At 34.4% G+C, this 12,718-nt stretch carries 13 protein-coding genes; 8 read left to right on the forward strand and 5 right to left on the reverse strand.

Features of this window, described 5'->3' with window-relative positions; genetic code table 11:
- Nucleotides 1-665: SDR family oxidoreductase (locus WKI77_RS05935; RefSeq protein WP_337860907.1), on the forward strand; the 665-nt coding region annotated here is incomplete at its 5' end.
- 217 nt (nucleotides 666-882) lie between these two features.
- On the opposite strand, the gene WKI77_RS05940 is transcribed toward WKI77_RS05935, so the two are convergent.
- Genes WKI77_RS05940 through WKI77_RS05950 form a run of 3 tightly spaced genes read right to left on the reverse strand, consistent with a single transcriptional unit; the run spans nucleotide 883 to nucleotide 1,843 of the window.
- Complete coding sequence (locus WKI77_RS05940; protein ID WP_337860908.1) at nucleotides 883-1,275, reverse strand: type II toxin-antitoxin system VapC family toxin; 393 nt, start codon at nucleotides 1,273-1,275, stop codon at nucleotides 883-885.
- Nucleotides 1,268-1,513 carry an AbrB/MazE/SpoVT family DNA-binding domain-containing protein gene (locus WKI77_RS05945; RefSeq protein ID WP_337860909.1) on the reverse strand — a complete coding sequence of 82 codons (246 nt, stop codon included), beginning with the start codon at nucleotides 1,511-1,513 and terminating at the stop codon, nucleotides 1,268-1,270. Before WKI77_RS05945 ends, WKI77_RS05940 begins: the two co-directional genes overlap by 8 nt.
- Before the next feature lie 54 nt (nucleotides 1,514-1,567).
- Complete coding sequence (locus tag WKI77_RS05950) at nucleotides 1,568-1,843, reverse strand: hypothetical protein (protein WP_337860910.1); 276 nt, start codon at nucleotides 1,841-1,843, stop codon at nucleotides 1,568-1,570.
- Between the two features lie 248 nt (nucleotides 1,844-2,091).
- On the opposite strand from WKI77_RS05950, the gene WKI77_RS05955 reads away from it, so the two are divergent.
- The 5 genes from WKI77_RS05955 to WKI77_RS05975 all read left to right on the forward strand — a co-directional run bounded on the left by WKI77_RS05955 (nucleotide 2,092) and on the right by WKI77_RS05975 (nucleotide 7,858).
- Nucleotides 2,092-3,594: an FAD-binding oxidoreductase gene (locus WKI77_RS05955; RefSeq protein WP_337860911.1), complete on the forward strand. Its 1,503-nt coding sequence runs from the start codon at nucleotides 2,092-2,094 to the stop codon at nucleotides 3,592-3,594.
- Nucleotides 3,584-4,939: an FAD-dependent oxidoreductase gene (locus tag WKI77_RS05960; protein WP_337860912.1), complete on the forward strand. Its 1,356-nt coding sequence runs from the start codon at nucleotides 3,584-3,586 to the stop codon at nucleotides 4,937-4,939. The genes WKI77_RS05955 and WKI77_RS05960 overlap by 11 nt, the downstream gene beginning before the upstream one ends.
- Entirely contained in the window at nucleotides 4,914-5,777 is an 864-nt protein-coding gene (locus WKI77_RS05965) for a diacylglycerol kinase family protein (RefSeq protein ID WP_337860913.1), read from the forward strand. The genes WKI77_RS05960 and WKI77_RS05965 overlap by 26 nt, the downstream gene beginning before the upstream one ends.
- Before the next feature lie 364 nt (nucleotides 5,778-6,141).
- Nucleotides 6,142-6,378, forward strand: a complete 237-nt coding sequence (locus WKI77_RS05970) for an SDR family NAD(P)-dependent oxidoreductase (protein ID WP_337860914.1) — start codon at nucleotides 6,142-6,144, stop codon at nucleotides 6,376-6,378.
- A gap of 358 nt (nucleotides 6,379-6,736) precedes the next feature.
- Nucleotides 6,737-7,858 carry an iron-containing alcohol dehydrogenase gene (locus WKI77_RS05975; protein ID WP_337860915.1) on the forward strand — a complete coding sequence of 374 codons (1,122 nt, stop codon included), beginning with the start codon at nucleotides 6,737-6,739 and terminating at the stop codon, nucleotides 7,856-7,858.
- A 182-nt stretch (nucleotides 7,859-8,040) separates the two neighbouring features.
- On the opposite strand, the gene WKI77_RS05980 is transcribed toward WKI77_RS05975, so the two are convergent.
- Nucleotides 8,041-9,279 (reverse strand): FAD-binding oxidoreductase, encoded by a 1,239-nt coding sequence (locus WKI77_RS05980; RefSeq protein ID WP_337860916.1) that lies wholly within the window; start codon nucleotides 9,277-9,279, stop codon nucleotides 8,041-8,043.
- Nucleotides 9,280-9,388: 109 nt separating this feature from the next.
- The gene (locus WKI77_RS05985; protein WP_337860917.1) at nucleotides 9,389-10,102 is read right to left on the reverse strand and encodes a hypothetical protein; all 714 of its coding nucleotides are present in this window, start codon (nucleotides 10,100-10,102) and stop codon (nucleotides 9,389-9,391) included.
- A 145-nt stretch (nucleotides 10,103-10,247) separates the two neighbouring features.
- Here WKI77_RS05985 and WKI77_RS05990 point away from each other — a divergent pair, with 145 nt between their 5' ends.
- Both WKI77_RS05990 and WKI77_RS05995 read left to right on the forward strand, forming a co-directional pair.
- Nucleotides 10,248-11,927, forward strand: a complete 1,680-nt coding sequence (locus WKI77_RS05990) for an MFS transporter (protein ID WP_337860918.1) — start codon at nucleotides 10,248-10,250, stop codon at nucleotides 11,925-11,927.
- A gap of 42 nt (nucleotides 11,928-11,969) precedes the next feature.
- On the forward strand, nucleotides 11,970-12,647 hold the full coding sequence (locus WKI77_RS05995) for a GNAT family N-acetyltransferase (protein WP_337860919.1): 678 nt from the start codon (nucleotides 11,970-11,972) through the stop codon (nucleotides 12,645-12,647).
- Nucleotides 12,648-12,718 lie beyond the last annotated feature (71 nt).

Here is a 12,718-nt window from a genome sequence, read left to right on the forward strand (position 1 = left end):
TCAATGTTAGAAAGCATGTGGATGAAGGAAATGAAGTATTGAAAGAGGTAAATAAAGCCTCGAGAGGAATTCTTTCTGTTGCAGATGTTTCTACAGAAGAAGGCAGAAACAAGCTTTTCAATGATACCAGAAAAAACTTTGGAGAACCTGATATTCTGGTTAATAATGCAGGTTTAGGAATTTTAGAGCCATTTGAAAGTATACAGGAAAACCACATGCAGGCAATGTTCAATGCAAATCTATTTTCAACTATATGGATGTCGAAAGAATTTGCTTCCATTTCAAAACACGGAGTTATAATCAATATAGCTTCATTGGCCGGCATATCTCCATTTCGAGGATTATCTGTATACGGAATGACAAAAGCAGCTATTATAAGCCTCACAAAGTCTATGGCATTGGAGCTCGCATATAAGGGTATAAGGGTGAATGCTGTTGCACCTGGAGTTGTCAAAACAAAGATGGGAGAAAGCCTTCTTCAGGCAATTAAAATGGATGAAGAGATCTTTGCCAAAAAATATACATTGACCGGTAAATTAATAGAACCAGAAGAGGTTGCCGATGCTGTATTGTCCCTGGTATCGATTGAATCCATGACCGGCCAGGTTATAACTATGGACTCCGGAGTTGAACAGATGGTAGTTGATTTTCAGCAAAAATATTAAGTTATTATTCATAAATAATATTTAATATGGAATCACCCGTTTCCCACTTCCGTATTCATAACCGTTTTATGATAATGACTACAGGTATAGAAACGATCTGGAACTATTGTATACGATAAAATAATACGGTCAGCACATTGAATTCCTGAAATTTATTTGATATAGATAAAAAATATCACATAATTATGTCACTTTTTTTTGAATAAATATCTTATTTTTATAGCCATATTTTTTTAATTTTATCTATATTATTAAAATCAGAATCCTCAGTAAGTATATTGAATATATTATTATTTAACATCGTTGCAATATGTAAAGAATCCGAGGGTTTCGTTTTATAATTTAAAATGATTTCAGAGGCTTTTTTATATTCATTTATTGTTAGATCAAGAATATTTGTAAATGGAATCACAGAATTTTTGATAAAATCAATTGTATCATCAAATTTTATATTGTATTTTTTATAAGAAATATATATAACTTCATCAAATGCCAGGACATTTGTATATGTGTCATAATCATTTAATAATTCTATATATTTAGAATCATAATTATCAGTAAAACAGTTAAGATAAATATAAAAGTTGGCATCTATAAATATATCAGTCAAATTCATCCTCCAGCGAATATTTTTTACTATTTTGTTTAATATTGTATTTTTCCATTATTTTTTTATGTTCTTTTAAAGAATCAAGGACCTTTTTAATATCCTTTTCTTTTTTTAATTTGTCGATTATAATTGTTTTATTAAAGTAAATATTCACATTGTCACCTTCTTTTATACCTGAATCTTCTCTAATGCTTTTGGGTATAATTATATATCCTTTTTTTCCAACTTTTATCTCCATAGTTAAACTAATTCCAACTAAATATTTAAATTTAATTACATAACCTTCGAGCATTTAACCCATAGATATGAGTTCCTTGAATATATTTAATAGATTTTCTACCTTCGTTGGGATTGCAGTAAAATACTCTATATTCTCTGATTCAACGATCTTCTCCATCTTTGATAATTCATATATAACTTCATTTACTGATATTTTATTATTAAGATTGTTATCTTTTAAAATTTTAAGGATCCTGAACCTTAACGCAATGAATACTGTGAAAAAGATTCCATTTACCTTATTCTTATCCCTTAAATATCCTTTGTCGGATTCAAGGTCTCCCTTCATTGCCTCAAATACCTGCTCTACTTCTTTCCTTGATTTATACTGTTATTATATTATTAGTGATTATATCCATTAATATTTTGTATATAATTAAAAGGAATAATATATTAATTATATTATTTAATAGGGAGTAGAACTATGTCCAGATCATAAATGATATTGTATATCTTTAAAGATCGTTTCGCGTTTCCATCAACGTTGGCATTTAGGCATTTAGCATAATTTTATATATATATTATTGTTAATATCCTGTGTTAGTTCCAGTACTATATGGCAATCAGATAACCCGCGATTTTACAGAAGAATTCAATTATATCGAAAACATGTTCGGAATACATACCGAAATGGTATGGGATGGCAACAGGAATATAGACGAATCAAAATATTTTACGGAACAAAAATTAAAAAATCTTTTCCCTGAAGGAAGTTTAGATTTGAGCATTAAATCCAGATTCCTGCATTCAGCTGGCAAATCTTCCCCCGAAATCCTTGATGCAAGAAATAGAGTTTCAATGTCTATAGTTGACGGTGTTGTTAATCCAGAATACAATAATATTGGTCAGATAATAGATATTCTAAAAAAATCAGGACTAAAGGCGTCCATATTTGGTGGTGGCACAAATGTTAGTGGATGTTTCAATATGAAGCCTGGATCGCATGTCCTTGCAATAGACACATCAAAATTGAACAGTGTATCAATTAATGAAAATATGGCAACTGTTGGTTCTGGCACGTATGGTCCAGAATTAGAAAAAGTACTGAATGCACATGGATATACATGTGGGAATTTCCCAGAATCATTTAACTATTCTACCGTAGGAGGATGGGTAAGCACTCGTGAAAATGGCCAGGAATCAAACCAGTACGGCGGAATAGATAATTCAATAATTGCAATCAAGGCTTTAACTTCGGACGGAATAATAATGGACAGGATTGTTCCAAGAGAATCGTCCGGGCTTAATGCAAGATCAATATTTTCTTCCAGTGAAGGTAGATACGGGCTCATTGTTGAGGCTACCCTGAAAACTTTTAAATTGCCCGTCAAAAAATTCTTTAAATCCTATTTTTTTAAAAGTTTTGAAAATGGAATAGACTCGATTAAAACCCTTGAAAAGTTTCCCAGTGTAATGAGATTATCGGATAATACCGAAACAAAAATAGCTATAGAAAGCTCAAGCAACTCAAACCTTAAGAAATTATTTTTGAACTACCTTGGCATTCGCGGTGTTAAATCCGGTTCATTGCTTGTAGTAATGAATAATGATTGCAAATACAGGAGTAAAGTTTACGGAGGAATTTCGGCAGGTACTTACCCGGGCCATCAGTGGCTCAAGGATAGATATTCAAGGCCGGGATTGGCAAACATTTTGTGGAAACATGGATATGTTCCTGACACTCTCGAAACCTCTGCAGTTTGGGATAAACTTCCAGAACTTTACAGAAGTACACTGGATAAATTTTACTCTCTGCAAAAGGAATTTGGATTTAAGGGCATTATAATGGCGCATCTCTCTCATATGTATACAACCGGTGCGTGTATTTACTTTACTTTTATAATCCTATCTGACAATGCTACGGAAGACCTGAGAAACATAAGGAACGCAATAGTTGGAAATTTTGTGAAAAAGGGAGCGGCAATAAGTGACCATCATGGGGCAGGAACATATTTCCGGCATTATTTAGATCAGGCCACAATAAAGGCACAATCACTGATGGATGATGGTTTGTTTTCCGGGTGGCAAAATGACCAGTGAATTTTCAATCCATACCAGAAAAAAGGCTATAGATTCCATGGATGGAAATATGTACGATGTGGTAGTAATTGGTGGTGGCATAACCGGTTCAGGGATTGCTAATATTCTGGCTGAAAATGGTGTAAATACTTTGCTTCTGGAAAAAAATGATTTCGCCTCCGGTACAAGTTCAGGTTCATCTAAACTAGTGCACGGTGGTTTACGCTATCTTCAAAATGGAAGACTGCTGGAAGTATTCCGCCTCCTGAAAGAGAGAAATTATCTAATGAATCACACGGATATAGTCACATCATTAGAATTCCACATATTCACCGGTAAGGATATGTGGAACAGTTCAGAACTTGGACTTGGACTTTCCCTTTATAATGTTCTATCCGGAAAACTGGCTCCAGCAAGGCATATTAGAAATGATGGGAGATATCCAGAAACAATAGATGGCTATTACAGCTATTTTGATGGAATTACCATAGATTCAGTCCTTGTAATTTATAATATAGTTTCAGCACAAAATCATGGCGCAACATGCCTGAACTACGTGGAAGCAGTGTCAATAAAAATGGACGGTGAAAATTATGCCGTATCAATTCATGATAATATATCAGGGTCCAATAAAACAATTATTTCCCGGATAATAATAAACGCGGCTGGCCCCTGGGGAGATAGAATATCGCATATGGCGGGCATTGATCCAGAAGAAAGTTTCAGGTTAAGCAAAGGAATTCATCTTGTATTTCCCTTCTCTTTATGGGGAAGAAAAAATGCAGCTGTGATCAGGTCTTCCATAGATGGCAGGCAACTCTTCATTATCCCTTCTGGAGAAATTGTTTATATTGGAACTACAGATAAATTTACAGAAAACCCGGATGATTTTTCAATAAGCAATGAAGATACAAAATACCTGCTTGATAGCCTTAAACCATTGTTCCCTGAATTTGAAGAGGATAAAATAATAACAAGTTTTGCAGGGATAAGGGTTTTATTTGGTTCGGGTGATAATCCCGGAGAAATATCAAGGGACTTTAAAATCACAAGGAAAGGAAATTTTATATTTGCCCTTGGAGGCAAACTTACAGATTATCGTGTGGGGAGCAGAAAAGTTGCCAAAATAGTCTCTTCCCTCCTGGGAAGAAAGCTGAAAATCAAAAATATGCCATTTATTGACTATTCAAGAAGCGCAGGTAATCTTGATCAGATAATAAAATATGAATGCCCTGTGAAGCCCGAAGATATAATGAGGCGCAGGCTTGCCCTGAGAATATATTCTGGAGATTCTGGCAAATTCATGGAGCAGAAGGCTTGTAAATTAATGGAGGATGAATATGAGAATACATATCCTGGGAAATAAATATGCCGGTTCTGGAAATGCGCTGAGAATAATGGAAGAAATCAAACACCTGCTTGATGGTTATGAAGTAACATCGTCATTTACTGAAAAAAACTCTGAAAATTTTATCAATTATATAGAAAAAAATTCAGATATAAAATACCTGATAACTGTTGGTGGGGATGGAACAGTAAATTACGCTATACAGGCAGTAGCAGGAAAGAATGTTATTCTAATTCCCGTTTCTGCAGGTACCGGCTCTGATCTGGCCAGAACTACCGGTCGAGTAAAAATCAGCGAGATCCCGAATATTATTTCTGTTGGGAAATCAAAAAGGATAGACCTGGGTTTAATTCATATAAATGGCAAATCCAGATACTTTATAAATATTATGGAAGCAGGGCTGGGTGGAATGGTAATGGTAAAAGTAAACTCTATAAAACATAGAACGGGATTGACATTTATTTATGCTATTCTGTCAGGCATTATAAGAATAAGGCCAATTGCATCTAATATAATAATTGATAATGAATCATTAAATGAAAAAATAATTGATATAATAATTGCAAATGGCCAGTACTATGGAAAGGGAATACATGCATCACCAGATTCTATAATGGATGATGGTTTTTTTAATGTTCACATAATAAAATATATGCCAAAAATCAGAATTTTTTCCAAACTTTTATCCCTGCGCAATGGCACATATATTGACGATTCATATGTAATAAATCGAAAGGCAAAGCAAATAAATGTAATCTGCAACAGTCTCATAGAAATAGACGGTGAAACTGAGAATGCCTCTTCCTTTACCGTAGAAATGTGCCATAATATGCTTGAACTTTTTCAGTTCCCATGATATTGTTATTGCCCCAACTAACGTTTAAGCAATAATTTAAATTAATTAAAATGAGCAAATCAATAAAATTTGTTGTAAATATTTGTATTATAAAAAATAACATGTCTCTTGTAATTGGGTAGGGTAGAGAAATATGGAGACATATAGCTATTAAAATCGCCGCATCCGGCGGAAAGGCTATTGTCAACGTTAGAAAGAATATTGAGGAAGGCAATGAAACATTAACCGAAGTCAATAAAATATCGGAAGGAATTCTATCGGTTGCCGATATTTTTACTGAGGAAAGCGGAAATAAAATTTCGGCGATTTCAGGAATAATTTTAGAGAACCAGACATTCTTATTAACAATGCAGGTTTAGGAATTTTGAGGCCATTTGACAGCATAGGGAAAACCATATGCAGGCAATGTTCAATACAACCTATTTTTAACTACCTGGATGTCCAGAGAATTTACACCAAATTCAAAAATGGAGTTTTAATAAATATAGCTTCATTGGCTGGCATTTCCCCATTTTCCATGTTATCCGTTTATGGAATGACAAAGGCGGCTATTCTAGGCCTGGTAAAATCCATAGAGCTGGAACTGGCAACCAAGGCCTAACAGTAAATGCTGTAGCACCCGGAGTTGCCAGAACAAAAATGGGAGATAGCCTGTTACAAATTATGAACATGGAGGGAACAATTTTGCTGAAAAATATACTTTAATCGGGAAACTAATAGAACCTGAAGAAGTTGCTGATGCTGTGATGTGCCTGATATCTATTGAATCCCTGACAGGGCAGGTTATAACTATTGATTCCGGAAGTGAACAGGTGTTAACAGATTATTTCAGGTAAAATATTAATGTGCAGACAATAATATTAATATATGATTAAACTGTATATTTTTTATGCAATTATATTGTATAACTAATTTATCTGTGTTTTTTGCCGGCAAAAAAGCAATTGGAGGGAACTTCTATGTGGTATTTTAGGTCCCCGCAAATAATATTCGGCGAAGATTCCCTATCCTTCCTTGAATCCTTATCAATTAAAAAAGCTGTGATAGTAACAGATAAGCACATACAAGATGCAGGGCTTGTTGATACAGTCAGAAAAAATATGGCCGGAACAGAATTATATGTGGTGGATGATATTCCTGAAGAGCCCAGATATAAGGATGTAGCAAAGCATCTTGATGATATAATTAAATTTCAGCCGGAGTATTTCATAGCTATAGGTGGCGGTTCTGTAATTGACAGCTCAAAGATTTTATTCTTTAAATATGAACGTCCTGACCTTGAATTCTATGATGTTACACCGCTTGTTAAACTGGGCCTCAGGAAGAAAAGCAGGTTGATTGCAATACCTACAACCAGCGGAACAGGATCAGAATGTACATGGGCTGCAGTAATCTCTGATGAATCAGAAAAAAGGAAGGACGAACTTGCTTCTCCGGAAATAATGCCTGATTATGCTATACTTGATCCTTTAATGGTAAAAACACTTCCTAAAACGCAAACAATAAATACTGCAACGGATGCAATTACCCATGCAATAGAAGGATATACCAGCAGATGGAACAATCCATATTCCGATGCCATGGCAGAAAAAGCCATTGAACTGATTGTGCCATCTATTATAGAACTGCAGAAAGATCCAGAAAATATTGTATCAAGAAACAATATGCATATAGGGGCATCCATGGCAGGGCTATCATTTTCCAATTCCCAGATTGGCCTGGCACATGCTCTTGGCCATTCACTTGGGGCAATTTTTCATGTTGCGCATGGAAAAGCCGTAGGCATATTCCTCCCAAACGTTATTAGATTCAACTATGATTCTGTTAGGGAAAAATATGATCGCCTAAATGGTATAATTCCCACTCAGTACAGGGAAAGCACACTGGACGAATCAGTTAAAAAAATTTTAAAAAATATAGGTCAATCCAGTAAAATTTCCGAAACAGGAATAGATAAAAATTCATTTCAGGAACAGCTTGATAAACTGGTAAACCTTGCTGGTGAATCTACAGGGGTAGTAACAAATCCAGCAGATGCAAGTATGGTAGATATAAGAAAATTATTTTTAATGTCATGGTGAATAAATAAAGATAATTTATAAAAACCTACCTTTATAAAATTTTTACCATAGGTGCTTTAGGTAAATCATTGAAAATATAGTATTTTTAACTTTTTCTATAGATAATAAGATCCTATTTTTTGAGATTATTCAAAAATATGGAAAGTTAAAATTGTTATATTTATTTAAAAGCAGAATAAATATTAAAGCACCATATCTTCTATTTTTGTGCTTCTGTATTTACCGGCATATGTATTTGTAACTCTTTTTCCGCCATAAAGTGTGGTCGTTTTCTTATGATCATATCTTGCAGCTACTATTCTTCCTATGGAATCGCCTTTCATGATTCCCCCTCCTGTAGAACCAGAAACAACTATAATATTAATATCATTGAATATGTATGGCATAAAATCTATAGTGTTATATGAATAATATCCAGCCCAGGATGATGTTATCCTTGAGCCTTCATAGGCAGGGAAATAATTATCCAGTATTGGCTTTATATTATATGTATAGAAATCCGGTTCTGGCTCAGGATTTTCAGTAAATGAAAAATCCCGGTTAAGTTCATCGGCAAGGCTGGTCCAGAAGGAATTTGCCTGAGGATAAGGCCTCATATAGACGCCGGTGGGGAATATTGTAAAGGGAAACACACCAGAATCATTGAATATATTTTTGTTAATAATTTTCTGTATTCCTGGGGAAGTTATCTGGAATATCTGCCTTTTTTTAGGCCTTAAATGTGAATCTATTCCTACTGGATTAAGGAGTGCTGTAGTCCAAACATCAGTGCAAAGCACATAAAAGTCTGATTCTATGATTCCTTTATCCGTTTCTGCGTATTTGATCTCAGATTTTTGCCAGTTAAATGGCTCTCCCGGGTAATTCAAAGATGTGTCAGGGGCAAGAACAAGTCTCTTCACAAAAGTATTGAATTGAAAATCCACTCCCATTTCAATGAGCTGGTCATAATACCACTTTGAAAGCAGATCCGGCTCTATTATGCCTGCATTTTCATCTATTACTGCAGATTTAATTGAACCGATTCCCATAACTTCCTGCGTGTCTTTATCAATATTTACATTGAACATTTCAGAAAGGTCTTCATCAACCAATCTTGAATGGGGATATTTTGAAACAAAATCTTTATCTTTTTCATGGTCAAACAGGAATAGATAGCCTGTAAATTTCATTCCTATATCTACATTCATGTCGTTTTGCAAATGTTTATAAAAGTTGATAGATGTCTGTGCCATAACCTGGTTTTCCCTCAATGTGAAAAAATCCCTGAATGCCGCAGCACTTTTTGCGGTATTTCCCTGTGAAAACGTTTTAAATTTATCCGCAACAAGAATTTTTAAAGAGGCATCCATCTTTTTTAGATGATAAGCAGAACTTAACCCGGTAATTCCGGCACCTATAACAACAACATCATACTTCATATCATTGGAAAATTCACAGATTTATATAAACATATCTCCGGAGAACATAATAAAACAGCACTAATCTGGAATATTTATTGAATTTATTTTAATAAAAAATACTACTGATTTAGTGATGCACACTTTTATAGAGTTTTGTAAGTTCTCCATTATAAGCAAATCCCATTTTTTTAAATTCATCTTTTAATTCATTTGCAAGGGGAACATAAGCAACTATGTTTTCAGTAAAAGTTCTGTATTTATAAACTATGGATGAAATTATCCTGGAAATATCATTTTCATGGCCCTTAATATAAACAATGCATCCAACTGCACAGGCCTTTATGCTGCAAGATAAAATATTGGCGCCGGCTGTTACTGTTCCATTGCAATCTATAACATACGTTCTTTCAGGATCTGGTTTAATTTTAAATGTGCTTTTATAATTTTCAATTTCATCAGGATTGATAATGTCTGCATCCCCAACATTTTGTGCGTAATCCCTAATTTTTAATCGCATTACCAGTACTTGCTTATGCTCCATCTGCGATTTTGGGTCTGCTATGTCAATATTTTTATTATCCATATAAATGGGATAATTTTCCAGGTTTAACTCCGGATAAATCGCCTTAAAAGCCTTTCTATTTCCATAAAACCACTGTTCACCGTTTTTTTCGTCAACCGCAAGTATTCCCCTTATTACTCCATTATCATAAATTATTAATGACCCCTGAAAATTAGCATGGAGCAATGAAGACATCTGTATATTTTTATATGGGTCTTTAATCAAAAACTCGCCTGCCGAATATATCTCAGTTTCTGATAATGGAACTATATTAATCACTGTTGTTCATTGCTTATTATTAAATTAATATTCTGCTAAATTACTTTGACTGGCATATATGGAAGAATAATTATATTTATAAATTATACTTTAGTAATAAACAATTTATTAATAATATTTATATATATAATTACGATTTTGAAAAATGCAGGAAAAATGGATTGCACTGAGCAATACAACAATAGGCCAACTAATGGCAACAATAAATACAAGCATAATAATTGTCGCACTTCCTGCTATTTTTACCGGAATTCATTTAAATCCACTTGATGCAGCTTCTTTTCCATATCTTTTATGGCTGATAATGAGTTACATGATTGTTCTCTCTGTTTTGCTGGTAAGCATCGGGAAATTATCGGATATATTTGGTCGTGTCCGTATATTCAACCTTGGTTTTCTAATATTCACAATAGGTTCAATCCTGCTATACATTGCACCTGGAACCGGCTATACAATTGCAATGGAGCTTATAATATTTAGAATCGTTCAGGCAGTGGGCGGAGCGTTTATAATGGCCAATACATTTGCAATTATTACTGATAATTTTTCTGCCAAAGAAAGAGGATTTGCCATTTCAATAAACAGTGTTGCTGCTGTTTCAGGTGTGAGCATAGGCATAGTTCTCGGTGGCATACTTGCAACTATATACTGGAGGGATATATTTCTTGTAAGCATTCCAGTAGGCATATTCGGCACAGCATGGTCATATTTAAAACTCAAAGACGTGCGGGAAAGAGCTGCAAGGCATATAGATATTGCCGGGAATTTGCTTTTTGCAGTTGGCCTTATAGTTCTCCTTCTTGGAGTTACATATGGGATAACACCATATAAAAATGATCCAATGGGCTGGACCAATCCTCTTGTAATTTCAGCACTGACTGGGGGAACAACAATGCTTGCCCTGTTTCCATTTGTAGAAAAAAAAGTTAAGAACCCCATGTTTGATATGCATCTTTTTAAATCCAGAAATTTCAGCATAAGCATATTTACTGCATTTGTTTCCGCCATGAGCATGATGGGGCTCATGTATATGCTGACACTTATATTTCAGGGCATCTGGCTTCCAATACATGGCTATAATTATTCTGTCACTCCTCTCTGGGCAGGAATATATATGCTTCCACTACCATTATCCATGGGCATATTCGGTGTTATATCCAGTAAACTTTCCAATCGCTTTGATCCCAGATGGCTTACAACTGCCGGCCTTTTTATATCTGCATTTGCCCTTCTTGCACTTGTAACTTTAACATATGATTTTTCTTACCTTTTCCTCTCCATAATTATTACCATATTTGGCGTAGGCTATGGAATATTCAATGTACCCAATTTAACAGTAGCAATGTCATCTGTCCCTGCTAATGAAAGAGGAGCAACATCCGGAATATTGAATACAATGAGGAATGCAGGGTACGCGTCAAGCATAGGCGCATTTTTTTCAATACTAATACTTGGGCTTTCTTTATCATATCCAGATGCAATAACTACAGCACTTACAGGAGTAAATGCATCGGGATTGGCATCATATTTTTCAAGTATACCTCCAACAGAAATACTATTTTCAACATTTCTGGGATTAAACACTGTAAAAGATGTTATCACTACACTTCCCGGAAGTGCCGTATCGAATATATCAACATCAACAATGAACACAATTACAGGGCACATATGGTTCCCGGAAACAATTGCACCAGCTTTCATGAGATCAATGCACGATGTATTTTACACTGGCTTTGGCATTACTTTTATTTCTGGGATAATTTCATTGTTCAGAAAACCATCCAATGCCGATGATGATATCAATAATTGTAAAAAACAACATTAGTGGATGACAAAAATCTTTTAAATTTGAGTTATATAAGCTGCCATGATAAGAAAAGCTACTCAGGTAGACTGGGATGCACTTAGTATAATTTCCGCAAGGGCAGGATATGATGATTACATAAATTCAGAATATGGTTCTTCATTTCTTGACACTGGTACAGTATATGTCTCAGAGAATAGTAACATTGACGGTTTTATAAAAATAGAGCCACTGGAGGACATGGCACTGTGGTTCAGCGGTCTGAGAGTCAGTTCAGAATCGTGGAGAAAGCATATTGGTACAGCTCTTCTGCAATATATTTATAAATACGCAGGGGAAAATAGCTTCAACTCGCTGAGATGTATGGTTGAAACAACCAATATTCCATCAATTAAACTCATGCAATCCTTTGGCATGTCTGTAAAGGAGAAATTCAACTTCTTTCTTGGTGGCATTGATTTATCAGAATATAAATTTATCAAGTTTAAGCCAGAAAATTTTGTAAATAAACAGTGGAAATTCGATAAAAAATGTGATGGAATATATATCAATGGAGAAAATAGAGTTTATATTTACCGTGGAAGAATGGATTATTATACAATTCTCAATGGTTCTGATTTTAAATATACTAAAGATGGAACAACCTGCATTCCAGAAAGCCTTTCAATCCATTTAAATCTTCAGCCTGATCAGGGATTTCCGTCTGGTTATATATTTGAAAAAGGTATAAAAAAACATTAAAAATATTATTATAAAATGTTTTTTTATGGCATTTCCATGGTTATGTATAGTATTTTGTGTAAATATAAACC

Source organism: Ferroplasma sp. (assembly GCF_037442045.1).
Lineage (GTDB): Archaea > Thermoplasmatota > Thermoplasmata > Thermoplasmatales > Thermoplasmataceae > Ferroplasma.